The organism is Mesorhizobium sp. WSM4846 (assembly GCF_055811415.1).
In genome coordinates this window covers 56,421-82,615 of sequence record NZ_JBVVPZ010000030.1, presented here as the reverse complement: position 1 = coordinate 82,615, position 26,195 = coordinate 56,421, and the positions used below count along the sequence as shown (strand labels likewise).

The window sequence follows — 26,195 nt, the reverse complement described above, 5'->3', positions numbered from 1 at the left end:
CGACTCAATCTCCTCTTACAACGAAGATTGAATCAGTGCTTCAGGACCGCTGCAACCCGGACTTTTTCAACACTATCCACCCCTTCCGATCATTCCGAGTTTATGAGTCTATGATCTAGTGTTCTACCGGAAGCGGCTGGTGCTTCGGCTCGGCGTGATGAAACACCTGTCCCAAGTCGCGCGCGTCGAATGTCTGCCCGCAGACCGGGCAGTGGATGAAGTGCTTCGATTCGTCGTCAACGGGTCCATCGTGCGGCTTGCCTCTGTGGCCGGTCCCAAGGTTGTCAGTTCTGACCCGCTTCATCTCTTCGGAGCCATCGGAATGAGCACACTAGTGGTGAAAACCTGACGCTCGGTACCCGCAGGGTATGGCAGGAATCGACCCGGAGACCTTCATGTAGCGAAATAGAAGGAAGGGCGGTATTTAGAGCGATTGAGTCACCTTGGAGGATGCTCATGTCTCTAGATGTCATTGGCGCGGGCATGGGTCGCACCGGCACGTATTCGCTGAAACTGGCATTGGAGCATCTCGGATTCGGGCCTTGCCACCATATGGCAGACGTGAATGCCAACCCCGAACAGAAAGAGCTGTGGCGCGCCGCTGGCCAGGGACAACTCCCGAACTGGGATCTGGCATATGCCGGCTATCGTTCCGCTGTCGATTGGCCAACGGCGCATTTCTGGCGCGAAGTGAGCGAACACTACCCTGATGCAAAAGTTGTTCTCACAGTTCGTGACCCCGAAGCCTGGTATGACAGCGTGGCGCAAACAATAGGACTTTCGATGGACGCTGCCAGTAATGACCCACAGTCCTTTGGTGTGGCGGTAGTTGGCAATGGTGTCTTTGGAGGTTGCTTTAATGACCGTCATCATGCAATCGCCGTCTATGAAGAACATAACGCTACGGTGAGAGCAACGCTGCCGCCCGAGCGCCTTCTTACTTATCAGGTCTCCGAAGGGTGGGGGCCGCTTTGTGCCTTTCTCGGTGTACAATTGCCTTCGGAACCGTTTCCCCGCACCAATTCGACTGCCGAATTTCGTGCTCGCATGGGGCGCTGAACGACCGGTTGCCACCCGGAGCCGCCTTCTGCGCCGGGTGCCAAGCGTCAGGTTTTCACCACTAGTGGTCATGGTCTGAGGGTTGAGTCCCGTTGGCTCATTTCGCGGGAAGATCTTCGGCCGTCGACGCTTCGATGCGTTCGGCTACCAGCTCCTGCAAACGCCACAATTGGCTGTCGTGAATCCCCATACCTTCAAGGTGACTTACAGTACTGTGAAGATAGTCGGCCATGGAACCCCACGGACCGCACGCGACCGCGAGCGCGTCGTCGATCTGTTCCAGCGACAGCCCGCGGACACAGCGTCCGCTGTTCCGGTTAATCACAAAGGTGATCGCGTGGAGCGGTCCGTTCTCGGTGCGAACATTCACCCAGCGCGGCGAATGAGCGGACGGCTTGGCGCGCATCTCACGACGAAAGAGCCTGCCGAGATTGGCCTCGATAGCATTCGGCGGCAGGCGATAGACCGCGCCCTTGCACTGCCCGCCACGGTCGAGCGACAACATGAGACCGGGTTTGCTGTCTGATCCACGAAACCACCGGTCCCAACCGAGGCAGAAGGAGCGGTGCCACCCGGGCACGAAGCCTACCCGCTGCTCCACGAAATCACAGGCCGGGTTCCACATCAGAGATCCATAGGCAAAGAGCCAGACCTCATCAGCTGACGGTGCGGCGGCTAGTATCGCCCGGACGGTGTCATCATGGTCGGCATCGGACGGCGAGGTGAAGGGCTGTGGCAGAGAATCGTCCGCACTGAGGACTCTGGCGACCAGCTCGGGCGTTAGCCGCATTCGACTTGGTTTCGGGGCCATCGCTCGCTACACTCGCAGCAGTCGGACCAAGGCATCAAGTGTCAGATTCGCACCACTAGCTATAAGAACGCCTCACCATCATCGCGATGCGCGAAACAAAACCAATGCGACGCCTGCTTCGGCTTGGCGAAGCCCCATCATGCATTCCTGCCGCAGCCGGGATGCTCGCACCGATGATGCTGAATGCCTGGGCGCGTGACGGGTTCCATTGCACCGGGAAGCCGGATCAGCTCGTCGCTCATTGGAATTAGCAGGCTCTCTGATCGCCGCTCGGACGTTCGGGAAACGGCGATTGAAACTCGCGGATAACGCGCTGCTCAGTCTCCTTTGACATCTGAAGACGCGAATCCTGGGGGCTGCCCTGCGGTTTCTTTTTCCGGACGCTCCGATTCCCAAGCAAAGTCAACAAAAGGGGGCTGGCGGCACGATGGCCGAGCTTCATCGTTTGTGGACGTTAAGGCCAACAATTTCAAGTGCTTACGCCAGACCGCGTGGGGACTTTGTAGCAGGTAATGGATCGGAATTTGTGACAGCGGAATTTGTCGACTGCCCCTGACTCTCTAGCGCAAACAGCGGCCTGTGAAGGGGACCATCAACGCTATATCACGGCATTTGATTCGGAGAAGTTTTAAGCAGATTATTGCAGCCTGTTAGAGATTCGGGGTGGGAACGACAGGTGAAGCTAAAGAAGCAGAGTTTGGAATGGGCGATGAAACACGTCGGTAAAGAAGGAGACACAGACCTCTTTCCATTGCCATTTGAATTCAGAATTATAAAGAAATTCTGCCGACATTATGAAAACTCTTACAGCAGTAGAGATCGATACTCACCAATGGAAAGGTCCAAGAAGACTAATGGTCCCGAAGTCAGAGTTTGCGTTTCGGTCCGTTTGCCAACTTGACCCGGTGGACTCAATCCTTTTTGCTGCTTTAGTGAGGGAGATTGGCAGAAAAATTGAAAAAAGGCGATCGCCGAAGAGCGCTGAGAAGGTATTCTCCTATCGTTTTGAGCCAAAGACGAATGGGAAGCTGTATGCGACAACAACGGGATGGGAAGATTTTTGGAAAACGTCCTCTATACATTGCGAGACCAATGAGTTCGCTTTAGTAACAGATCTAAGTGATTATTACAATCAGATATATCACCACACGATTGAAAATCAATTGAATGAATGCAAGGTCCAGAACAGCTATTGGAAATCTATAAAGAACATTCTGGCAAACGTAACTGAAGGTATTTCCAGAGGTGTTCCGATCGGCCCTCACCCTGCCCATTTGCTTGCGGAGATGGCTATGATACCGGTCGACAATTTTCTTGATAGCTTGGGTTTAACCTGGTGCCGGTATGTTGATGATATCCATATTTTTTGCTCAAGCCGCGAGGCCGGCCATGCCGCCCTGTATAAGTTTGTTGACTACTTAGATAAGACCCAGAAAATACAGATAAATAAGCAGAAAACTAAAATAACGAAATGTTCGATTTTTAGGGAGACTTGCGAGAGCAACAAACTGGATCACCCGATAAACCCTATAGAGCTAATGATGCTGAATACGGTTCGAGCTTACACAAGTAGCCCATATGAGCGAGTCCAATACAAGAAGTTAACTAAGACCGACGCTACTAAGATGTCTAAGCAGAATATCGAGTCTGTTTTGCGCGAATACATAGATGCAGATGACGTAGATTATACGAGGCTCAGGTGGTTTATTCGCAGATTGACTCAGATTGGCGTGCCCGGCGGCGTCCCCTTCATTGTAAAGAATTTCGATTCATTCTTGCCAGCTATTGCTGAGGTAGGAAACTATTTTGAGGCGGCAGCGGGTAATTACACCGGTGATTGGTCAGATATCGGGGATGAGCTAGTTAAGATATATGAAAGCGGCATAGTGCAAGCTAGTGAGTATTTGCAAGTTGTTGTGTTAAGTCTATTTGCCAGAATTAAGGATTTGAACCACGTTAATAAACTTACAAAGGTCTACTCTAATGTGTCAGACATGTGTCAACGAAAGATAGTGCTTGCAGCCGCCCAAGCAAAGGCTCAAGCATGGTTGAGCACACTTAAAGGCGAATACAAGAATGCGGACCCGTGGAAACGCCGCGCAATTATTTTCAGTATGAGAGCACTGCCCGACGATGAGAAGACGTTCTGGTTGAAGTCCGTCAAGAGGCAGGTAGTCGGCTTAGATAAACTTGTGGCTGACAGCGTATAGGCGCTATCGCCTCGTCGATGACAACTTCCCACGTTTCTGCGCTTACGCTATGGTCAAGCTGGCTCGTAAGACGACGAGAACAAAAAAAGAAACGAAAATGTCAGGCGCCCGATTCGTTCGGCTGTCGGTGGTGGGGTTAGCTAACAATGGCGTTGCTTAGAGAAGATTGCCCCAGATGCGGAACTATCAATTCAACGTTTGATGCCACAGCCCAAAATTCTCGGGGCATTGTGAACGCCAATTGGGTCGAACGGTTTGAACTTTTTTCCGTATGCCGCCATTGCCACAGGGGCACAATTTTTATTGCCGACAACAATGTCTATGACCTGCGGGATGAGGTTGGAGGCTCAGGTGGTCTCGTTAAAAGACAGGGCTATCTTAACGATTTTATGAAAACGAAAGGTCACGTGTCCCTTAAAGATCGGGAGATTGATCCGGCACCGGAGTTCACGCCGGAGGATATCGCGTCTGTTTTTGTTGAGGGTGCAACTTGCGTATCAGTAGAATGTTGGAATGCGGCCGGAACGATGTTTCGTTCTGTGATCGATCTAGCAACGAAGTCACTATTGCCGCCTGAGGACAGTCCCGAGCCTTCAAAGGGCATCCGGAGGTCACTCGGACTGCGGCTGAAATGGATGTTTGAGAATCGGATTTTGCCCGTCGAACTGCAGGAGCTCGCTGATGCCGTCCAGCAGGACGGAAACGACGGTGCGCATGACGGCACGCTCACCAAGACCGACGCACTTGATCTGCAGGACTTTACCCAGCAGCTGCTAACGCGGCTGTATACCGTGCCAGGACGGATCAAAGCCGCCAAGGAAAGGCGAGAGGCGCGGAGGACCAGCGGGTAGAGAGATGGAAAGGGCGCGGTGTGATCCCGCCCTTCGCATGTGATGTCCGGCGATTGATCAGACCACGGCTTAACGCGCGCTGAGATAGGTCGGTAGAATGCGATGCCGGTGAGGCGGGTGTTGCCTGGCTCGATGGAGTGACGGTTGGCTACTCTCAAGCAGGATCTTGGACTCTTCGGCGAACAACGAGTGGTTGCCGACTCCACATGCCCGAAATGCAAGCGGGCGAAAACGCTCGTCAGGTTGCCATCGAACTTCAAATGCGCCGATATCATATGCGATTTTTGCGGGTATCTCGGCCAGGTAAAAGCGAGCCGAGCGAAGCACCTGGATGTCCTTCCGAAAGCCATCCTAGGCGCAGCATGGGGTCCGCAGAGCGACCGCATGCAAGCCGCTATTTATTTCCCATTGTTCGTCGTCCTCGTCGACGACGCGTGGCGGTATTCGATCTTTTATCTCGCGGCGGATCTTCAGACGCCGGCTATGTTCAAGGTGCGAAAGCCCTTGTCCGAAACTGCTCGTCGCGCCGGCTGGCAAGGCTTCGTCTATGACCTTGATGCGGTCAAGGACCGGCTTGTTCGCGTTCGATAGCTACGAACCCCATAGACGGCGCTTCGGCGCCTCTCAAGTGAAAGGGCGCGGTGTGAATCGCGCCCCTTGCCTACTCGATTGACGGTGTCGTCTAGGCGGCCGGCGCATCCTTTCCGGTCAACCCTTTAACGTAGCCTTCAAGGAAGATCGCCCTTTCGAGAATCTCCCGCGTCGACATTGACGCATATCCGCGCCGAGCGGTGCGACCAGTTCACGCTTGCCAATAATCCCACGAAGTTCTGGCGGCACGGTGACGCGCACAACATACCGGCCGCGCTGAAAATGGACGTATTTCATGGTGCACCCAGCCCCGTTTTGTAGCAAGCTTTGTAGTAAACTTTGGGGCTGTAGGCCTTGTGAATCAAGGTTTTATTTATGAATCAAGAGCCTGCGATAGGTCTGGCGGAGAGAGCGGGATTCGAACTTCTGGCGGTGTTTGCCTAGGGATGCCCCGGACTTCTTCAACACTATCCGCGCAAAGCAGGCTATCGCGCAGATACATGGTCGCTTCCGGTGTCAGGTTCAACTGACTACGAGCCGACTTCGATCCCTATAGCTATTCAGGATGTAATGGCTTGGGTCCTTCTTGGCGGCGCTGACGCCGGGCGGGAGGCCCTGAGCCCGAACCACGCGAGATTTGAAAAGTAGGTCAGTGAAACGATTTCAAACACGCATATTGCTCACGATTAGTACCATTAGCCTGACTCGGCCCGGGAGGGACCCCGAAAGAAATACGACAGGACCAAATTATTGCGGTCCAAGCGATCCGGCTGAGTGGTCCAAGCGGATCGATCGCTAACCCATTGATTCGTTGACTAATCCAAGCGGACCGGGCGGTTTCATCACCAAGCCCCACGCGTGGCGCCGCAGCCCTATATTTCCTCTTACTTCTAGTAACTACTTGGACCGCTAGGACCGCCTGGACCAGTCAACAAAATCAATGGCTTATAGGAGCCATCAGCTTGGACCGCAGCCTGGACCAGCCTGGACCGGCATAAGGACATCATCGCGCCCATTCGATTTCCCCGCCAATCTTCTCTTCAAAAGCCTCACGACAGGCATCCAGCGGCGGGATGGTATACTGCCGCTTTCTGCCGTCTGTCCGTGGTCTGAAAATCGCGACGCCTTTGCAGTAGTCCCGCAACGTGGTGCCTAGTTGCTCCTCTGTTGCCGGCCGACCGTCGAAACGCTGCCCCTTCGCCCATTCCTCATAGGTCGTGTAAAGCGTGCTCTTCGCCACCGTGATGGCTCCATCCTGCCAATCGGCAGCATCGTCATCGAAGCCAGTGTGCCCAAGGTCACCCTCTTGCAGGCGCTCATACCACCACGCGGCAACACCTCTGAGGCCGACAGTCTTCTGAGCAGTAAGCGCGGCGGTTTCAGGTGGGGTGCGGACATCGAAGGCGCGTAGGTCGAAGTTCTGAAGGTAGTGCAACAGTGCGGCAGGGCCACCGTCAAACATCTCGGCACGGATGGCGCCGAAGTAGGTCGTGTCCTTTGCCCGTTCGCTGGAAACATCCAGCACAAAATAGCGCCGTTCACCAGGAGTCGCCGGCACTACCCAATCGGCGTTAGACGTGACGAGAATTCGGGCAAAGCTCCGCATTTCCACTGCGTCGATTCCCTTGCGCTCCAGCATGACGGCATCGCGAGTTATAAGGCTTTTCAGGATTCCGTCTGCGGCGTGGTCGCCGGCCCAAAAGCCTTCTTCGAGGTGCAAGAGAAGCGCTTCGGCCATGTGTGCGTTGAACTTGCCAGTTAGATGTTCTTGGTTCGAAAGGGGCACGTGGTTAGCGGGGAAGATCGCGCCGAAATATTCGCCAAACGTGTCTTTGCCCGCACCCTTTTCGCCGCGAAGAATAACAGCCGTTCCAGGCTTTTCCTGCGGCCGTTGTATAAGGTGCGCCATCCACCCGAGGAGCCATCGGTAGTGCGCCTCATTGCGGCCGCAGACAATGTTGCGCAGATGATCGAGATACAAAGCGCACGACTTGGAAAAGCTCGGCTGCACCCCCCACCCACGCCACAGGTTGAGCGAGTCGGGAGTCGCTTGCCCCGGCAGGAAAACAACGTTGTCGTATTTCCGCACCTTGGGGTGCGCGAACCACACACGGGTTAGCGGAACATCATCCTTTTCAATCCTGATTTTGCGATGCGAGTGGTGCTTGTGGAATTCTTCAGGGACCACGAACGAGACCCTTTTACCCGGTCCATGATCGATAGCTATCCGCGACTTGCCACCGACGCGGACCTTAGCCATGGCGCGGTTCAAATAAAGCGGGTCTGTGCAGTCGTCCGGCAGTTCAGGTAGCGGCAGGAGCTCGTCGAAGTCATCCGCTCCCCATCTCGACCAGCAGCCGGCAGCTTCAGCATCGCGAATCAAATGCTCGAAAGTCACCAGGTCTACCCGGTCATCATCTGTCACCGAGTCATAGCGTGCATCGGTCTCTTTCTTACTGTAATGCTCGCACTGGCACGCCCAATCGTGGAAGCGTTGCCGCCCGACATCATTGCCCCTATATTGCCGTGACAAGGCGAAGGCAGCGCGGCTGAATTGTCCCTGCCAATCGGTTCCAATGTTCGGAACGTGACGCATCACCTCATCAATAAACGATTCGCTTAGGTCCAGCGGCTCAGGCGACGGGGCACCGGGCTCGCGCTTGGCCTTGCTCGCTTTCCTTCCGATTGGTGGGATGCCGGTAACGCGGTCGAGATAGCGACCATTGATCAGGCGCACGTCCTGCACAGCGCCGTCGATGCCACCGAAATAATATGTCTGAGAAAGAGTGAAGGACTCGGCGCCTAGTATGCCGCCCAAGGCGCCGTTCAGGCGCGCGCACAGCGCCTCCCGCTCGGCAGGTGCCATGGCAGCCGACAAGGGGCAGAGAACACGCCAACGCGGCGCGGCTTCCGTGTGGCGGGACGATGTATGAAGCAAGGCGGTAACACCAGCAGCGCAGAGTCTGCACTCCGCCTCATCGACGCTGATTTGCCCGTTGTCATAGTCGCCTTCGATGCCTGTGATGGACACCACGTTGTTGTCGCTGCGAAGGCTGCCGTCTGCGGTTCGAACGTTGCCGAACGTCGCCAGTTTCAGCAGCGGCAGGTTCTCTTTTGCCGCGCTAGAGGTGCCGCTAATGCGCTTCGCCAGGCTCGCCAGCGTGTGGTTTTCGGTCGATATGGACTTTGCGAAACGATCGCTGAAAATCGTTATTGTGAACTCGCTCGGCCCATCGCCAAGCAGGTCGGAAAGGTCGTTATCCGATTGCGAAATGCAATCAGAATTTGAATTCGGGACTTGTGCAGCGTCGGGTGAATTGGTATAAAAGGGGGGCAAAACTTGATCCTTTCTTTTGAAAACCGCTTAGGCTCGCAACCGGGCGGTTTTCGCGTTTGAAGATGGCCTCATCATACGGCATCGATGGGCGAATCGGAAGCCTAACCAATTGATTTCGCTTTTCAATTTTAATGTGAAACCGTCAATCTATGGAAGATAGCTGTTGCTAACTTAGGAGGGCGCTCAAATCATTGCGGTTATGGTCGGACACCGCTTTGTCGAGACGGTCGGACCACCACTGCATGAGCCGGGCGCGCTCATCTAGCAGTTGCGCGCGGTGATATGCCCGGCGCGTGCCGCTGCCCGGCAAGCGGTGCGCCAACTGCAGTTCTACGGCGTCTTCGCTCCAAAGCCCCGACTCTGCCGCTTCTGTACTGAACAGCGCGCGGAAGCCGTGCAAGGTGGCAATGTCGTGCCAACCCTTCCGATAGATGACAGAGAGCATTGAAGGCTGACTGAGCGGGCGTTCCGTTCGGGGGCTGCGCAGAATCCATTCAGAATCGCGCGGCAAGGTGGCGAGGATGGCTAGCACTTGGCGCGACAACGGTAGCATGTGATCGGCGCGGGCTTTCATTCTTTCAGCCGGGATGGATAGCGTGCTGCCTCTTATGTCGGTCCAGCGGGCGAAGCGCAGTTCATTCGATCGCAGCGCTGTATGCATCGCCAGTTCGATCGCCTTGCGGATTGTGGCGTCGGCCTCTGCTATGCTGTCCAAGAACCTCCCGACATCGGCGAAGGGTAGGGCAAGGCGATGCCGGACGGGCGGGGCAGGCTGCATCGCGTCCTTAAGTGCATGGGCGGGATCTTGGTCAGCCCTGCCTGTCGAGATGGCGTAGCGGAAAATTGCGCTTAGGGTCTGCCGGGTGCGCTTGGCAACTTCCAAGGCACCCGTCGCTTCGATCGTCCGCAACGCCTCAAGAATAGCCGGCGCTGTGATAGTCGTTATCGGCTTGCGACCCAATGTGGGGAAGATCGCCGACTCGAACCGTTCCAGGACAACCCCCTGATGCTTCTTCGTCCAGCGCTTGCCCCTCACGCTGAGGAATTCGCGCGCGATCGTTTCGAGGGCGTCAGGGGGCAGGGTGTCACCTTCCTTTGCCTCGCGAGGGTCAATGCCTTTCCGTAGCGCCTTCTTGGCACCGTCTCGGAGCCGTCTAGCGTCTGCCAGCGTCACGCCAGGATATGCGCCGTGAGCAAGGGTCAGTTGCTTCCCACCATGGCGGAACGCCTGCCGCCATAGCTTCGAGCCGTTCGGCTGAATCAAGAGGAACAGGCCGCCGCCGTCGCTGAGTTTGACAGGGCGCGGACCAGGCTTTGCAGCTTGGATTTGACTGTTGGTCAGTGCCACGGTGCGTGTCCCTTTTTGTTGGTATCGAGCTGGAGTACCAACAATCGAGACCAACAGCAAGGTAATGGGACTGATCGAATTTGCTCGCCGAAAATGGCCTAAGTTAACTAAATATGTGAAATTATTGCGCTTTCCTCGTCGCGACAAAACGGCAAAATCGATCCTGTCTTAACAGAAGTGTGGCAAATTCTTCTTGTCGAGAAACAGAATGCGGAACTGCTCGCGCTCCTCGAAAGCCATGACCGACCGGCAGTATCCGAGAACCTGCGTCCAGGACGACAGGACCTCGCGGCCTTTTATCTCGCTGCGTGCCGCGCGTTGGGCGGCCGCGGCAACGATCTTCAGATCGAGTGCCACTGCCGGACCGACACCGCTGACCTCCTCAAGCCGCGCGACCGGCGCGCCAAGCACCTCGGCCAGCGTGCCGAAGCGTGCCAGCAATGCCTTGGCGACGGGCTTGGTGTCGGCGCGGAGGATCAGGCGAAACAGCAAGAGCTCCAGCAATTCGTAGTCGGGGAGGGCGTCGGATCCGGCCGCAAACCGTTGGCGCAAGCGGTCGCGATGGCCGAGATAGTGCGGCTTTTCGGGCGACTTATCGACCGGATTGGCTTTTGCGAGCGGTTTTATCGGTGTTTCGGGAAAGAAGATCCGTTCGTTATCGTTGCTGGTCTTTCCCATAGGCCGCCCGCATTTTCTTGACCGGAAAGATCCGGCCCTCGCGCAAACATTATGCTGGCAGGCCGGGGCGGTCGAGGTTTTTTGGCGACAGCGTGAAAATCTCGCATCCGGTCTCGGTGACGCCGATCGTGTGCTCGTACTGCGCCGACAGCGAGCGGTCGCGTGTCACCGCCGTCCAGCCATCCGACAGCACTTTTACATGCGGCCGGCCGAGATTGATCATCGGTTCGACGGTGAAGATCATGCCCGGCCGCATCTCGACGCCCTCGCTGGCGCTGCCATAGTGCAGGATGTTCGGCGCATCGTGAAAGAGCTGGCCGACGCCGTGGCCGCAGAAATCGCGCACCACCGAGCAGCGCTCGGCTTCGGCATAGGTCTGGATGGCGGCGCCGATGGCGCCGGTGCGGGCGCCGGGCCTGATCGCGGCGATGCCTCGCATCAGGCATTCATGCGTGACCTCGAGCAGGCGCTCGGCGGCGCGCTTGATCGTGCCCACCGGATACATGCGCGAGGAATCGCCATGCCAGCCATCGAGGATGTAAGTGACATCGATGTTGACGATGTCGCCGTCCTTCAACGGCTTGCTGTCGGGAATGCCATGGCAGACGACGTGGTTGATCGAGGTGCAGGACGACTTGGTGTAGCCGCGATAGTTGAGCGTCGCCGGCAATGCGCCGTGATCCATGCCAAACTCGAAGACGAAGCGGTCGATGGTTTCGGTGGTGACGCCCGGCGCGACGATCGACACCAGTTCGTCGAGGCAGCGCGCGGTGAGATCGCAGGCCTTGCGCATGCCGGCAAAGCCTTCTTCGCCATAGAGGCGGATCTGGCCGGTGTTTCTGAGCGGTGCCGTGGCGGCTTCGAGATAGGTGACCATTGTGTCCGTCTTGCCGGGTGAAAGGGCCTCTGTTGAGCCCGCGAGAAAAGTCCCTCAGATTTGGCACCGGACGGCCCCAGGTTCAAGGACGAACTGCCGGCGATTGGGCTCAAGCCGGCGATATTCACGCTTTGCGGCTTCATCTTGTGCGTGTCCGGCCCCATGCCGGGCCGTTCGTCCGCACTGACGACATATTTCTGAACAAGATGTGGGCCTGAGCGGAGAGCCGGTCAAAGCAACTTTTTGCGACGAGCGGCGTTGCCGCGGGACCGCGTTCTGGAGAGACAGGAATGGACAGATTGCAATTCGAGGTGCCGGTGCGCATCACGACCGCGCCTGGCCTGCCAGTCGAGGAAATATACAGCGTCGAACAGGCGCTGGATTTCCTGCAAGGCTGGCCGGTTCGCCGCCAGGGCCCAGTCTATCAGGCTGCGTTCAACGCCTGCTTCGGCGCCACCGTCGACCTGGTCGAGACCGAGGAGGCTTGCCGGGCGTTCATGGCATTCTGCCGGGTGAGCCGCCTGCTGGCCAGGGATATGATGGTTCCGCGCAAGCGCGGAGGCGAGGCGAGGGGGCTGAGGGCTTGACGCCGAGCGGGCAAGTCCCAGCAAATTGCTTGATGCATAGCTTGCCCTCGGTGGCAACACCTGTCGGTGATGCTGTGCCAACCAGCCACGAATCGGCTATGCGTCGCGCATGCAGGAAACGTCTCTTTACATGCCGGTGAAGCGGTTTCTTGAGAGTCTGGACTTCACTGTCAAAGGCGAGGTTGGCGGCTGCGACGTCGTTGGACTGCGTGACGGCGAGCCGCCCGTGCTCGTCATCTGCGAATTGAAGCTGCAGTTCAACCTCGAACTCATTCTTCAAGGTGTTGACCGTGCGGCGTCATGCGATGAGGTCTGGCTCGCGGCGAGGATGTCAAGTCGAGGCAAGGGCCGCGAGCACGATCGCCGGTTCCGTGCGCTGTGCCGGCGGCTCGGCTTCGGCCTTCTCGGGGTTGGCTCCGCCGGCAACGTCGAATTGCTGCTCAGTCCGGCCGCCTTGCCGCCCCGGCGAGACCCGAGGCGACGGTCGCGCCTGGTGGACGAGCATCGGCGCCGGCGCGGCGACCCTGTAGTCGGCGGCGGCTCGCGTACGCCGGTCATGACCGCTTACCGGCAGGACGCGCTGGCCTGCGCCGCTGCCATGGTCGACGGCCCAAAACGCCCGCGCGATCTGAAAACCATTTCGCCACGCGCCGCCAATATCCTGCTTCACAATGTCTATGGCTGGTTCGCCAGGGCCGAGCGCGGCGTCTATGCGCTTACCGACGTTGGCCGCGCTGCGCTACAGCGCTGGCCTCAATCGGTTTCATGACGAGGCAGCACGAGTCGTTTGAGCGACTTGCAGCGGCAGGCAGGCAACGACGCCCTCGTCAAGCAACGGAAGAGGGGGAGCGGCTCGCGGCTGCCGGCCGCGCAACCGTGAGCAGAGTCGTCAGCCCCAGCGGCAATGACGGCTGGATGACGGGCTTCTCGCGCTCAGGTTTCTTTAGAATGTAGGGCGCCTTGGCTGTCCTCAACTGCTGCAATTGTTTCCGGGCTTTGGCGCGCAGGGCGGTTTCCGCGGGCGCGGGCGTTTCATTCTCTAGGACCAGCGTGAAAGCCTGGGCCGCCTCATCCGTCCGCTGCAGGGCGAGATGGCTGCGGCCCAGGGCATAACGCGCCAGGATGAGGCCTGGATTGAGGTCCGTGGCTCGCCCAAACGACTCGATGGCTGCGGAGTGGTCGTTTAGCGACTGCTGCGCAATGCCCAGGCAAAGCCAGGCGTTTACAGCTTGCGGCGACATCGCTGCAAGCGCGCCGAAGCATTCCGCAGCCTGACGGTGATCGCCCTTCGCACCCAGAACGTGACCGAGTCCGTACAGAGCCTGATCATGGTTCGGCTCGGTGTTCAGGATCTGGCGATAGACGTTCTCAGCCTGGATGATCCAACCCTTCTTGTGGAGGCCGGCCGCCTCCTGCAACGCGCCGACCAAGGATCGCCTGTCCAGCCGGTCGCCAAGATTCCGGCCGGTTTTGGTTCGCACAAGAGTGCAGTTGATGACGGTGTCGTGGGTGCCGAAGGAATATTTGTAAGGTTCGTTGCCGCGCAGGAAATCGTATGTCCGGAAACCGTTCTCGATCGCGCGGCGGATGCAATAACCGTGCAGGACCAGTCCCGACGGCAGCATGTCGGCCGTCTCGTCGCGGCCGACCATGTGGAACAGCATGCTCTTCTTGACCGGATCGAGGAAGATCGCAAGAGCGCTCAAGGGCCGGTCGCCGTGCCAAAGCACAGGCAGGAACAGCGTGCCCCGTTCGAAAGCTTGCCTGAACAGCAGTCGGTTGCTCTTGACCAGGCCGGAAACCAGATTCCCCTTCCGCGGCGTCCACTTGATGCGCCAGAACTCGAGCAGGATGTCGATATCGCGCTCGATGGTAGAGGCGTCGGCATGCGTTATGCGAAACTCGTCAGAGTTCTCCAGCTTCCGGAGAAATCTCCGCATCTTCTGGCGGGTGTTGGCGCTGAGATTGTGCAGAAGATAATCTTCCCATGAGGACGGGAGATCGATCGCCGGGCATATGCAGTTGTCAACATTGTCAACCTGGTTGACGCGCCGCATCCGACGCATCGTCAGCCGATTGTCGGAAAGCTGCTCCATCAGCCAGCCTGTCCTGCGTTCCGACATCCGCAGGTTTTCCAGATGCAGGCTGGCCCAATGCATCGTCTTCAGATGCTTCGCGAAAACCGCGATTGCCCGGTAGGCGTATTCCGGCGCGCAGAGGATGCCGGTATAATCGGCTGCAAGGTTTCCCCCCATATACACTTCATGGTAGATTTCGCCGGTTTTTTTCCTCATGCTGGTGCGCAGCCGGAGTGGCAGAAGCGCGACATAGGGAGAGCCCGGCGGCCCCTTGCGCGCCGCCAAAATGAACCATTCACCGTCGAAGCGTCGAAGATAGTGGGAAAGAAAGTCCCACGAGACGAAGAAATGCGCGTCGGGATCCCTGGCGTAGAGGTCGTCCCAGTTGTTGCGAAGCCCGTTCAGTTCTTCCGGGCGTGTCAAGACGTCGATCTGCATATTACCCCCCGCCTCTACGATCAGCGCTCATTAAATGCCCTGGCCATGCTGTCCTTGATCGGCTTGGACAGGTAGCTGAAAAAGGTCCGCTCCGCCGTCTGGATGAGAATTTCGGCGGGCATGCCTGGCGTCGGAACAAATCCAGGCACGCGAGCCAGTTCACTGACTGGCAGGTTGACGCGCGCCAGATAAACCTCCTTTTCGGTCGGGCCGGAGGCGTCGGGGAGCGAGTCGGCCGAGACGTAGTAGACTTCCCCGTTCAGAACCGGCGTCGTGCGCGCGTTGAGCGCGACCAGCCGTACCGTCGCCTTTTGTCCGACCTTGACATTGTCGATCTCGGTGCGAGGCACCTGCGCTTCTATGATAAGCGGCACATTCGCCGGCAAGATCTCCATGATGCTCTTGCCGCTCTCGATCACGCCGCCGGAGGTGTGGTAGAATAACCGCACGACAGTGCCCGAAACCGGCGCATTGATCGTCGCTCGGCGCAGCACGTTTTGCGCCTCGCGGGACTGTTCGCGGATGCTGTCCAGTTCGGTTTCAACGCCCTCGAGTTCGTCGAGCGCCGCCTGGCGGTAGGCGTTTTCTGTCTGCCGCATCTCCTGTTCGTGCTTGATGACCTGGGCGCCGGTCTCGGATATCTCGGCTGAGAGCCGCCCCATCTGCCCTTCGGCATCTGCTATGGCGCGCTGAATCGCCTTGATCTCGGTCGCGCGGATCAATCCTTGGTCGAGCAGGGTCTTCTTGCCGGTATACTCCTCGCGTAGCAGACCGAGCTGTATCGTGACCGCTTTCAGCAACTGCTCATAACCGCCCGCCCGGAACTTCAGGGCGCCGATGTTCTGGTCGAGCAATCGGATCTCGCTGCTCATTTTGGTGCGCGAGCCCTCGAAGTTGAGACGCTGGCTATGCACGATCGAAGCAATTTCCGGGTCGTCGCGATTTTCGGTTATTGTGGCCGGGAACTGTATAGTCTCCGCCCCGTGCACCTCGGCGGTCAAGCGCGCCACGATCGCTTCAAGGCGCGCCTGGCGGAAGAACAACTGCCGTTCCTTTGCCCGCGCGGCCGTTTCGTCGAGCAGCACCAATGGCTGATTGGTTACGACATGGTCGCCTTCGCTAACCAGAAGCTGCTTGATGATACCCCCTTCGAGGTGCTGGATGATCTTGTTCTGCCCTGTGGCCACGAAGCTTCCTTGCGCGACGATCGCGGCTGCGAGCGGTGCCGTGAATGCCCAGGTGCCAAATCCGCCGAAGGTGACGGCCATCAGCAGCAATCCGGCGGTCGTCTGCTTCCAAATGGAACGCGGAACGGCGCCATACCATTGAGCGTCTTCGATCTTGGCTATTTCCTTCACGGCCGTTCTCTCTCATTTGACCTGAATATTGGCAAAATGGCCGCCATCGAGGCTCATGCCGCGCGCCGCCAAAGCCTGGAGCACGTCCTGACGCATCCCGAAAAGAGCCACGGTGCCGTTGACGAGCACCAGGATCTTATCCACGGTCTGCAGCAAAGCAGGCCGCTGCGTGATCGTCACCATCGTGATCTTTTGCTCTTTGGCTTGCTGTAGAGCGCGCGACAAAGCCAACTCGCCAGCGGTGTCGAGGTTCGAATTCGGCTCGTCGAGGACCACCAGTTTCGGGCTGCCGAAAAAGGCGCGCGCCAGAGCGATACGCTGCTTCTGCCCGCCAGAAAGCGGCGCGCCATCGGCGGCGACAAAGGTCTCGTAGCCATGCGGGAGCGAGGCGATCAGTTCGTGCACGTCGGCCAGCTTGGCGGCTTCGTAAATTGCGCCATCGTCGACGTCTTCGCGCATTCTGGCGATGTTCGCCTTGATCGACCCCGGGAAAAGCTGCACGTCCTGGGGAAGGTAGCCGATGCTTTCACCAAATTGCCGCTGATCCCAGTTCCGCAGGTCCATCAGGTCGAGCCGCACGCTTCCCGAAGTTGGAAGGATCGAGCCGACGAGCATTTTGCCCAGGGTCGTTTTTCCGGCGCCCGAATTGCCGATGATCGCCAGCGAGTCTCCGGCCTCCAGGCCAAAGCCGATGCCATTGAGCACGACACGTTTGGTTCCTTGCGGCACGAACAGCAGCCGCTCGACATCGAGGCGCCCTTCCGGACGCGGCAGCTTCAGGCGTTCGAAGTTCAGCGGGGATTCCTTCAGCAGCGCACTGATGCGGCCAAAGGCGGCGCGTGACTGCACAACCTGGTTCCACCCTTCAATCGCACCCTCGATCGGGCCAAGTGCGCGACCGGCAACGATTGACGCGGCGATGACCATGCCACCCGTGACCGAGCCTTCGATGGCCAGGTAGGCGCCCCAGCCGAGCATTATGACCTGGGTCAGCAGCCGGACGCCCTTGGAAAGAGAAGCAAAGGCTATGTTTCGGTCCTGAGCTATGACCTGCCATTTGAGCGAGTTGCCGGTATCCTTGCCCCAGATCCACACGGCTTCGGGGATCATCGCGAGCGCGTTGATGATCTGCGAGTTGCGCGACATCGAATCGACGTGGAGGTTGGCTTTGGTTTGGCTTGTGTTGGCCTCGCCAAACGGCTTGGCGGTTGCGCGCTGGTTGGCGAGCGTGATGGCCAGCAGCAGCAGCGCCGTCGCCACGACGATAAAGCCGAGGTCGGGGTGGATCAGGAATATCGCCAGCATGAACAACGGGGCCATCGGCGCATCGAGAAGAGACAGCAACGTGCCGGACACCAGAAACGTACGCAGCTGCTGAAGATCCCCCAGCGTCTGATATTCGCGCCCGTTGCTGTGCAGTGAAGCCCTGGCGGCTGCGCTGAGGATTGGTCCGCCCAGTTGGGCGGCGACCTCGACCGCTGTGCGCATGAGGATGAAGCGCCGGATGGCGTCAAAAACCGACTGCAGGATGACTGCGCCGACGATCACGATCGTCAGCATCACCAGGGTGTCGACCGAGCGGCTCGTCAGCACGCGATCCGAAATCTGGAAGAGGTAGACAGGTATCGCCAGCACCAGCACGTTGGTCGCGATCGTGAAGATCATCACCGCGATGAGGTTCTTCTTGACCGCGCGAAGGCCGGCTGTGAGGCTTGCCGAGAGATCGACTGGGCCGAGACGCTTGTGGAATGCGCCGCCGCCGCCGCCATTGCCGCCGCCACCGCCGCCCCCCTTGCCGGTTCCGGTCGGGCCGCCGCCGCCAGGCACTTCCCGGGCAAGCAAGGGACCGCGGTCGCCCTCGATTGTCACGCCGGGCAGAACCGGCTTGTTCTTCATATCCTGCGTGGGCGGCTCTACTCGCGCGCTTGGCTGGTCCTGCTTCCCTGGCGCGTCCTTCGGCGCGTTCGGCGTCTTGCGTTCCAACATTTCCGGCTCCGGCTTGCGCGCCGGTTCTTCCTTTGGTGGCAAGGCGCGCTGGGCCGGCTCGGAGATCGGAGGGCTTGGCGGCCGGATCTCCTGCGTGGGCGCCTCTACTCGCGCGCTCGGCTGGTGCTGCTTGGCGGGCGCGTCCTTCGGCGAGTCCGGCGTCTTGCGTTCCAATATTTCCGGCTCGGGCTTGCGCGTCGGTTCTTCCTTTGGCGATACGGCGCGCTGGGCCGGCTCGGAGATCCGAGGGCTCGGTGGCCGCATCTCCTGCGTGGGCGGCTCTACTCGCGCGCTCGGCTGGTCCTGCTTGCCGGGCGCGTCCTTCGGTGCGTTCGGCGTCTTCCGTTCCAGTATTTCCGGCCCGGGCCTGCGCGCCGGTTCTTCCATTGGCGCTACGGCGCGCTGGGCCGGCTCGGAGATCCGAGGGTTCGGTGGCCGGATGGGGTCGGGCCTTCTCATGCTGTCTGCGGCTGGAGCAGTGGGCGTGGCCGGCGACGGAGCCGAAGGCGCTTTTGCTTGCGGGGAGGGTGGTTGCACCTCGCGTTGCGGAGCGCTTCTATCACCAGGTAAAGGCGCGGTTGAAGGGCGCGCTTGTTCGGTGACCCTGGCTTGTTCGGTGACCTTGGCTGGCGTCGTTTCGCGAAGCGATGTTGGCGTTTCGGCTGGCCGGGCGTCCACTATGCGCCACAATTCGGCAACGACATCGTCCAGTTTTTCCACCGAACGATCGACCGCCTTGCTGTGACGAAACCAAGTCTGTGCAATCGGCTCGGCGGCGCTTCGCCCGACTGCTTCGCCGCCGTCATCCGGCCGATCCCATTCTGGTTCTTGGACGAAAGCGCGCCCGGTTTGATCGCGATCTTCGGTCATTGCTGCCACCCCGGTTCGAAAATCACGCGAGAACGCTTTGCATCGGATCGGAATAGGTCTCGGGCACGAGCGAGGGATACGGCACGTTTTGAGAGGCTTCCGGCGCCAGCATATCGTCATCGAGGAAAGCGACCGCTTCATTCACCAGCACGTCGGGATTCTGGCCGCCAAGATCGGGGCCGGTGGAAATCAGCTCCGCCTGGATGAGGATCTCGTCCGAATAGATGCCGCCGCCTACATAGGTCTTGCCGGTGGAATCCACGTCGGCAATGTAGGCATAATTGACCAGCGAGTTGGTTCCTGTCGAAATTGTCCAGTCCGCCTCCGGATGCGCCAGCGCATTCATGGCCAGGGCCACCTGATCGCTGTCACCAAGAATGGTGGTCTGTTTGATGTATTGTAGATTGAGGATGTCGCCGGAGATGTAGAGCACCCGAATCGCCCCGATGCCCGCGAATGCGCCATCGTTCAGTATGTCGGAAAGGTCACCGTTGCCGTTCTGCAGGCTTTCACACGCCTTGCGATAAGCTTCAGACATCGCCTCGAAGCGATCGCCGGCGCCGTAATTGACGATGTTGGCCTGGTTCCAAAGCAGATTGTCGCTGGTCGAGGCCGCGCCTTCGCCGGTTGTATGGAAACCATCGACCGCGCCGATCAGGTCGTTGTCCAGCAGCACGTTCAACTGATGGATGATGTTGGCGTCGTAAATGTTTCCGCCGACTACGATCAGGTCGTAATTGAAGCCCAATTCGTCCAGCGAAATCTCGTTAGCCGCCGTGTTGGCGCCGGCTGTCACCAGCGTCTTGACTCCCGATGACGACAAGACGGAAACGTCATTGTCCATCATGAAGGCGTATTGCTGGATCCAGTTCATGATGAGCAGGTCGCCTTCGACCTCGGTGACAACCCAGTGCTTGGGAAAGTCACCCTGCTTGGCCTGCGACGCCGCAGCTTCCGCCGACGGATCGATGCGCTTGAACATCGCGATATTGAAGCCTTGGGTCGGATCGGTCGCGTTCAGGCCCCAACCGTTGATGGAGGAACTGACGAGGTCGCTGTCGCACGCGACATTGATCTGAATGATCGCGTTGAGCTCGACATGGTCGCCCATCACCGCGCAAACCGGCGACTGCAGCCAATTGTTGGCCATCGCGACGCTGTTGACGAGGAGATTGCCGCCGGCTTCCAACTCGACTGAAACATCGATGTCGATGCTGCCGGACCCAGGCGTGTAGGAGGGTTGCTCGGCCTCTTCTTCCTCGTCCTCTTCCTCATCGGCTCGACGGTGCTTCTCCGGGAGGTGATCGTCGAGCTTGGGCGCTTCGTCCACGGACTGCCCATTGACGTAAGTGCCTTCGATGACGTCAGCCTTGACGACGAAAACATCGGCTTCGCCATCCGTTTCCTCCGCATAGCCGTTGAGCCGTTCGCCGGCTGTCTTGATGACAGCCACTATCTCCTCGGACGAACCCGGCATTTCCAGATCGTCGATCGGCGACAGATCCGCCGCCGCGCCCAGCAAGGTCGCCATTTCGGCAGCATGGTCCGCTGCTGCGGGAGAGAATTTCAGGCCATGTCCGCCAGCGCCTGTATAATCGTTATCGGAGAGCCGAAGCTCCTGATTGATAAGGACCGCCACCGAGCCAGGGGGCTCGATATGGGGCAGGATCAGGCGTGAAGGCGCACTCCCCATCGGCGGCGCGTCCGGGTGGAACAGGAAACCTGGATAGGCGACGTCCGGCTGCGGGATCGCGGGGATGTCTGGAGGAACGAATTGGAAATCCGACCAGGGTGTCGTCAGGACAAGTTTTGGTGGAACTGGCGAATACTCGATGGAGGGAACGAAATCCTCCAGATTGTATCCTGCCTCGATGTTGACCGTTTGACTGGCAAGCTCCGGCGTTTCTTCCTCGACCGCCTGGGCCGCCTTGAATTCGTCATAGGCTTTCCTGAGACGGGCTTGCTCCAGTGTGATTTCAAAGAGTCCCACAAAGTGGCTGATCGCCTCGGTGATCTTGTCCATATACACGGAAGTTTCCTCCGGTTTTCGAGATCATCCGCGCCCTTGCCGGGTCGCGCTTCTCTTCTCTGGTTGGGAAGACTGCGCGGGGTTTTCCCCCGCGCAGTCCCTTTTTTGCAGGTCTCGCTCGGCGAGACCGGCCACGCCAGTTATGTCGCGTCGTCTTCGCCAACCACCGAGCTGGTGAGGTTGCCGCCCACTACAGTCATGTCGACCGAGTGGCCTTGCAGGTTGGCGCCCATCACGATCTGCTGGTTGAAGCCGTTCATGTCGATGGTGCCATTGGCGTTGGCCTGGCTGATGGCTTCAATGTGCTGGTCGTGGCCGATATTCGACCCCCAGCTGCCGCCGCCGCCGCCATCGCCAGCCGCGCCGCCGGTCGCAGTCGCTGCGCCGCCGTTGCCGCCAGCACCGCCCGTGGCGTCGCCGCTCCAGGCATAGCCACCGTCCGCTCCGTCAGCCCAAGCGCCGCTGAGAGCAACTGCGCCCGTTCCACCGGTCGCCGTCGAAGCGCCGCCGGTCGCATCGCCGCCAGTCGCGTCGCCGGCCGTGGCCGCACCGCTGGTGGCTGCGCCACCGGTGTTGATGTTGCTCGCCACGCCGCTGCCGGCTCCGCCGCTGCCGGCACCGCCGGTTGCGTCGCCGCTCGTGCCAGCCCCACCCGCACCGCTGGTCGCGCCGCCGCCGGCGCCGCCGACGCCAGAGCCAGAGCCAGTGCCGGAGCCGGAACCCGAGCCAGCGCCGCCGGTCGAGCCTGCGCCGCCGCCAATCGAGCTTGCAGCACCGCCATCGACATCGGCGAAGTTGCCGGCATTCGCGCCGCCGCCACCGCCGCCGCCGCCGCCGCCGCCGCCACCACCGGTGTTACCGGCATCGGTGTCGCCATTCGCGGCGATCGGGATAGCTACGGCGACGTTGTCATCGCTTTTGTTCCCACCCCAAGAGGGATCGTTGTCGCTGCCAGCCTCGGCATCGTCCATCAGCGCCAGGGCGACAGGTACCGCGGTCGAGTTGCCGCCGTTGCCGCCATTGCCGCCGGACCCGCCGTCGCCGCCCTTGGCGTCGGCAAAGCCAAGCGCGCCAGCATCGCCGCCCTTGGCGTCGGAATCGCCGCCGTCGGCCTTGGAGTCGCCGCCGACGCCGACGCCCAGGCCGAGGCCCAGACCGAGCCCGACGCCGTCGCCGCCGTCGCCGCCCTTGGCGTCGCCGCTGTAGCCGCCATAGGCTTCGCCGCTGTCGCCGTCGCCGCCCTTGCCGTCACCGCCGAGGCCTGCGCCGACAGCCACGCCGGTCGCGTCGCCGCCCTTGGCGTCGCCGCTAACCGCGATCGGCACGGCGTCGCCGCCATAAGCGCTGCCACCGTCTGATTTGGCGTCAGCGGAGCCGACGACAATCGGCACGCTCACCGCCACACCGCCGCCCTTGGCATCGCCGCCCTTGGCGCTGCCGGTATCGGCATCGCCGCCCTTGGCGCCGAAGCCACCGAAAGCGACCGAATCGCCAGCATGGCCGCCGTCGCCGCCGGCATCAATGCCTTCCTCGGACTTGGCGTAACCACCCTTGGCGTCGCCCTTGTTGCCGAAGTAGCCGTTATTCTGGACCGTCGCGCTGCCGAGATAGTCGTTGTCCTTCATGTCGCCGGTCTGGTTGATGATGGTGGCGCTGTGGCCATTGCCAGCGCCGGCAAACGCGCCGTTCAGGACGTCCGAGAAGCTGACGTCATCGCCCGGATCGAAGCTGATGTCGCCGTCGCGGCTGAACATCATGACGCCGCCGAGGCCGACATTCACGTCGTCGAGGTCAATGAAATCGTCGTCCTGCTTTCCGTCCGACGTCGCGCTGGCGCTAACATTGGCGTTAACATTGGTGTTAACGTTGTTGGTGTTGGTGTTGGTGTTGGTGTTGTTGCTGCTGTTGCTGCTCGAATTGCTGTTGTTATTGCCGTTATTGTTGGTGTTGTCGCTGGTCGAATTGGCCGTAGCGTCGCCAATGCCGATGCCAGCTCCGACACCCACACCTACGCCGACGCCTACACCGGTGGCGTCAGCGTCGCTCTTGGCGTCAGCGTCGGATTTGGCATCGGCTTTGGCGTCGGCGCTGGCGTCGCTCTTGGCGTCGGCGCTGGCGTCGCTCTTGGCATCGCCATCTCCGATATCGATTACGGTGTCGTCATCGGAGACATCGCCGATGAACTGCCAACCGGTGTTGGAGTTATTGCTGTTGCGAGTAGTCATTGTCGTTCCCTCGGTTAGAGGCCACGACAACCGAACCACATTCAATCTGACGTGGTCTTGGGCTGCTCGCGGCCGTTAAGTTTTCTCGGTAAGAGGCCGCGACAACCGAACCACATTCAATCTGACGTGGTCTTGGGCTGCTCGCGGCCATTAAGTTTTCATGTGGTTGGTTTTGGATCGCCTGCGCCTAGGGGACTAAGGCCGGAGATCCGGTCATCGTCTGTTTTTATGGCGTCACCTCCCTCTGACGGGGGAGCGAGGCAGCCAGATTGCGCACGAGTTACCGCCTGCGCCGCCCAACGGTGCGGTCGCTCGCTGCTCTCGTGATCTCTGGATGTTCCCCAAACTCCCAATACGGAACATTGGAAGTCTGTGACCGTCAGCCGTAAATTGAAAGCTGATAGTTGGAGCTAGCCCGTTTGGGACGATCTGCTCGCCATGAAGGGTTAAATCCTGGGCGGAAAACCGGGTCGGTAGCAATGGTGATTGGCGGACAGTTGCGCGCCGCGCCGCTGCCAGCATAGGGTTGCCTAGCAATTGCCTAGCTCGTCAGGACTATATTTTTTCGCCTAGTTTTGAGTTAGGAAGTAGTTAACGTGTGTCGTCCGGGTTAGGGGTTCCCGGCCTTTAGTGAGGTTAGTAGACAGGTGGGCCATGAATGGGGTGGATGGGGTGGAGGCGAGCGGACGAGGTCGAGCTGATTCCGCCGATAGAGAATCCTGGGCCCGACGAACCTTGCTGTTCATCGCCCCTGACGACACGATCTCCGAGAGCCTGGTGCATGCCGTCGAAAGGGAATTCCCGTGGATCGGGGTTGAGCGCGTTCGCGACCTGTCCGCCACCTGGACGGCGTTCGAACCTTCGGTTTCCCTTATTCTGATCGATGCGGTGTTTCTGAGCGAGATCGATTCCTGTTCCGCCCAGCTGGCCCGCTTCCACCCGGCAGCCATGACCGCTGTGATGCAGGACGACGGCAGGAGGCCGCTTATCCCCGATGAGGTCTTTGCGTCGCGAGTGGTGCGCGGCGTGCTTCCCATGAACCTGAAGCTGGATGTGTGGCTTTCCGTGATCAGGCTCATGCTGCGCGGAGGCGAATATTTCCCCTTGGCCATGTTTCAGCCGTACCTGAACAACGGCATGCCCCATAGCGAGGCGAAGGAGTCGAAGCCCGCCATCAAACGGCAAGCCGCACTCGAGGAGTCTGGCCAACTGACATGTCGAGAGATTCAGATCCTGGAGATGGCGTCGCAGGGACTTCAGAACAAAACCATAGCCGCCGCACTTCGCCTTTCCGAACACACCGTCAAAATTCACATGCACAACGTCATCAACAAGCTGGGCGCCCACAACAGGACTGAAGCCGCAGCCCTTTTTCATGCCCGACGGGTTGCGGCCGCTGGAATGGTTCCCAGTGCGGATCGCCCGGTGATCTCAACTCTCACGTGAGCAGGTCGATGCCACGCTTCCAGGAGATTTTACTGCTTGTTGGTCAATTGAACTACACATGGACCAACACAGAAAGCTTGCTGATCTACCTGATTGCCGGTCTGGCGAAAGTAGACAAGGAGACTGCGATCGTCATTTTCCTGACGCTGAACACCACGCGTGCACGGATCGAGTTGGTCGAGCGGTTGGCGAAGATGGCGGGAACACCGGTCGAATGCCGACGCCAGGTCCTGGAGATTGCCAGTCAGCTTACCCGGCAGGGAAAGCTGCGCAACAAGTACAGCCACTGCATCTATTCGTTCGACGAAACGGGAACGCACGCGAGCACGCAACTCATGCGCATCTTCGACAGCAAGGATGCAATCAAATATGGGAAGATCGAGGAGCTCGACGATTCCGAGATGAAGCGGATCAGCGCCTCCATCCAGGCGATCAGCGCAATCAACAAGGACATTTGGCGGGTCGTCGAAAGCCATTCCTTTCCGCATTGAACGCCTGTCGCTGTCCTGTGACGCGCGCATCGAGGTTGACTAGGCCACGATCGGGCCGCCGTGACGTCTGCGTGGACGCATTAACGCGCAGAACTGGAACTGGTAACGGTCGCGGAGAACCGTCGGGCAGAGGACGCCAGATGGAAGATAGATCTGGTTTGCGCCGCGGCGAAATTGCCGCGGATTGATCAAAGCACGGGTGTCAGGTTCTTATCCGCGTCCACTTGCCATTTTCGGACTGGGACTGCCGAGCAAAATAACGGTACGACGTCCGTGACCAATTCCTGATCGCGCCCGTCCTGTTGTCCAGCACCAGGTCGCCCTTGCTGGTCCGCACCGTCAGGACCGTATGACCTGCGCCGCCAAGCGTCGCAACGGTCAGCAACAGGGCGGATGCGGGCCAGCCGCGTTTCAACAACTCGGCTTTCTTGAGGATGGCGAAATCCTCGCAATCGCCTTCGCCGGTCGGCAAGCCCCAAACGTCGGCTCGGCCTGCGGAGTCTCTGTCGCCTCTCTCCTTGATGCGGCGATTGACCGAACTATTCACGCTCGCAAGTTCCGCTTCCAGCCTCGGCGTGAGTTCGACCGCTTTGACCTTGCCGCGGGTGCTGCAGAGCGCCGGATCGCTGGCGCAGAATTTGTAGAAGGCGGCCGGTGCAAAGGCGTAGCCCTGCGTGGCCATCTTCGTTGCTGTTCCAGTGGTTTGATTGCTGCAGCCGGCCAGCGAAATGGCCGCCGCGAGAAGCGCCGCTGAACGATTCACTTAGTGTCCCCTTTAGTAGGTCATCATAATGTTGAAGGGGGTTGGTAAATCAACCCTGAGAATCGCAATTGCGCAGGAACAAATTGTTTGCCATACTTAACAAAGTGTTACCGATGGTCGGCAACATTGACCCTTCGCGCAACCAAAGGGGACGGGAGCGCC

General features: G+C 59.3%; 18 protein-coding genes and 1 pseudogene. 8 read left to right on the top strand and 11 right to left on the bottom strand.

The genetic code is table 11. The features are described from left to right. Window positions 1–456 precede the first annotated feature (456 nt). On the top strand, window positions 457–1,059 hold the full coding sequence (locus AC0L15_RS22825; RefSeq protein ID WP_473497164.1) for a sulfotransferase family protein: 603 nt from the start codon (window positions 457–459) through the stop codon (window positions 1,057–1,059). A 97-nt stretch (window positions 1,060–1,156) separates the two neighbouring features. Here the strand turns inward: AC0L15_RS22825 and AC0L15_RS22820 are convergent, their stop codons facing one another. Then, window positions 1,157–1,849 (bottom strand): gamma-glutamylcyclotransferase, encoded by a 693-nt coding sequence (locus AC0L15_RS22820; protein ID WP_473497162.1) that lies wholly within the window; start codon window positions 1,847–1,849, stop codon window positions 1,157–1,159. 815 nt (window positions 1,850–2,664) lie between these two features. Here AC0L15_RS22820 and AC0L15_RS22815 point away from each other — a divergent pair. From AC0L15_RS22815 to AC0L15_RS22805, 3 genes are all read left to right on the top strand, one after another. Then, window positions 2,665–4,080 carry an RNA-directed DNA polymerase gene (locus tag AC0L15_RS22815; protein WP_473497160.1) on the top strand — a complete coding sequence of 472 codons (1,416 nt, stop codon included), beginning with the start codon at window positions 2,665–2,667 and terminating at the stop codon, window positions 4,078–4,080. A 146-nt stretch (window positions 4,081–4,226) separates the two neighbouring features. Beyond that, a complete protein-coding gene (locus tag AC0L15_RS22810; protein WP_473497158.1) occupies window positions 4,227–4,931 on the top strand; it encodes a DUF4145 domain-containing protein in 705 nt (234 codons plus the stop codon). Between the two features lie 144 nt (window positions 4,932–5,075). Further along, window positions 5,076–5,522 (top strand): DpnI domain-containing protein, encoded by a 447-nt coding sequence (locus tag AC0L15_RS22805; RefSeq protein ID WP_473497156.1) that lies wholly within the window; start codon window positions 5,076–5,078, stop codon window positions 5,520–5,522. A gap of 1,003 nt (window positions 5,523–6,525) precedes the next feature. On the opposite strand, the gene AC0L15_RS22800 is transcribed toward AC0L15_RS22805, so the two are convergent. The 4 genes and pseudogenes from AC0L15_RS22800 to map all read right to left on the bottom strand — a co-directional run bounded on the left by AC0L15_RS22800 (window position 6,526) and on the right by map (window position 11,762). Next, window positions 6,526–8,859 carry a DUF5906 domain-containing protein gene (locus AC0L15_RS22800; RefSeq protein WP_473497154.1) on the bottom strand — a complete coding sequence of 778 codons (2,334 nt, stop codon included), beginning with the start codon at window positions 8,857–8,859 and terminating at the stop codon, window positions 6,526–6,528. 166 nt (window positions 8,860–9,025) lie between these two features. Beyond that, window positions 9,026–10,207, bottom strand: a complete 1,182-nt coding sequence (locus AC0L15_RS22795) for a tyrosine-type recombinase/integrase (RefSeq protein WP_236377190.1) — start codon at window positions 10,205–10,207, stop codon at window positions 9,026–9,028. A 186-nt stretch (window positions 10,208–10,393) separates the two neighbouring features. Then, a pseudogene (locus tag AC0L15_RS22790) lies at window positions 10,394–10,885 on the bottom strand (JAB domain-containing protein); the annotation flags it as partial. Window positions 10,886–10,934: 49 nt separating this feature from the next. After that, window positions 10,935–11,762, bottom strand: a complete 828-nt coding sequence (map, locus tag AC0L15_RS22785) for a type I methionyl aminopeptidase (RefSeq protein WP_027156242.1) — start codon at window positions 11,760–11,762, stop codon at window positions 10,935–10,937. A gap of 290 nt (window positions 11,763–12,052) precedes the next feature. On the opposite strand from map, the gene AC0L15_RS22780 reads away from it, so the two are divergent. Next, window positions 12,053–12,349 carry a DUF982 domain-containing protein gene (locus AC0L15_RS22780; RefSeq protein WP_236377189.1) on the top strand — a complete coding sequence of 99 codons (297 nt, stop codon included), beginning with the start codon at window positions 12,053–12,055 and terminating at the stop codon, window positions 12,347–12,349. Between the two features lie 109 nt (window positions 12,350–12,458). After that, on the top strand, window positions 12,459–13,118 hold the full coding sequence (locus tag AC0L15_RS22775) for a DUF2161 domain-containing phosphodiesterase (protein ID WP_287248844.1): 660 nt from the start codon (window positions 12,459–12,461) through the stop codon (window positions 13,116–13,118). Between the two features lie 58 nt (window positions 13,119–13,176). Here AC0L15_RS22775 and AC0L15_RS22770 read toward each other — a convergent pair whose 3' ends face one another. The 5 genes from AC0L15_RS22770 to AC0L15_RS22750 form a co-directional block, all read right to left on the bottom strand. After that, complete coding sequence (locus tag AC0L15_RS22770) at window positions 13,177–14,865, bottom strand: GNAT family N-acetyltransferase (protein ID WP_473497151.1); 1,689 nt, start codon at window positions 14,863–14,865, stop codon at window positions 13,177–13,179. Window positions 14,866–14,885: 20 nt separating this feature from the next. Beyond that, on the bottom strand, window positions 14,886–16,223 hold the full coding sequence (locus AC0L15_RS22765; RefSeq protein WP_287058191.1) for an HlyD family type I secretion periplasmic adaptor subunit: 1,338 nt from the start codon (window positions 16,221–16,223) through the stop codon (window positions 14,886–14,888). A 12-nt stretch (window positions 16,224–16,235) separates the two neighbouring features. After that, a complete protein-coding gene (locus tag AC0L15_RS22760) occupies window positions 16,236–18,473 on the bottom strand; it encodes a type I secretion system permease/ATPase (RefSeq protein WP_287249129.1) in 2,238 nt (745 codons plus the stop codon). Window positions 18,474–19,101: 628 nt separating this feature from the next. After that, window positions 19,102–21,102 (bottom strand): type I secretion protein, encoded by a 2,001-nt coding sequence (locus AC0L15_RS22755; protein ID WP_473497168.1) that lies wholly within the window; start codon window positions 21,100–21,102, stop codon window positions 19,102–19,104. 146 nt (window positions 21,103–21,248) lie between these two features. Then, the gene (locus tag AC0L15_RS22750) at window positions 21,249–23,333 is read right to left on the bottom strand and encodes a hypothetical protein (protein ID WP_473497149.1); all 2,085 of its coding nucleotides are present in this window, start codon (window positions 23,331–23,333) and stop codon (window positions 21,249–21,251) included. A gap of 735 nt (window positions 23,334–24,068) precedes the next feature. Between AC0L15_RS22750 and AC0L15_RS22745 the strand changes: the two genes are divergently transcribed. Further along, the gene (locus AC0L15_RS22745) at window positions 24,069–24,779 is read left to right on the top strand and encodes a response regulator transcription factor (protein ID WP_287250799.1); all 711 of its coding nucleotides are present in this window, start codon (window positions 24,069–24,071) and stop codon (window positions 24,777–24,779) included. A gap of 8 nt (window positions 24,780–24,787) precedes the next feature. Further along, window positions 24,788–25,270: a hypothetical protein gene (locus tag AC0L15_RS22740; RefSeq protein ID WP_287068788.1), complete on the top strand. Its 483-nt coding sequence runs from the start codon at window positions 24,788–24,790 to the stop codon at window positions 25,268–25,270. 202 nt (window positions 25,271–25,472) lie between these two features. Here the strand turns inward: AC0L15_RS22740 and AC0L15_RS22735 are convergent, their stop codons facing one another. Beyond that, window positions 25,473–26,000: a transglutaminase-like cysteine peptidase gene (locus tag AC0L15_RS22735; protein ID WP_473497166.1), complete on the bottom strand. Its 528-nt coding sequence runs from the start codon at window positions 25,998–26,000 to the stop codon at window positions 25,473–25,475. Window positions 26,001–26,195 lie beyond the last annotated feature (195 nt).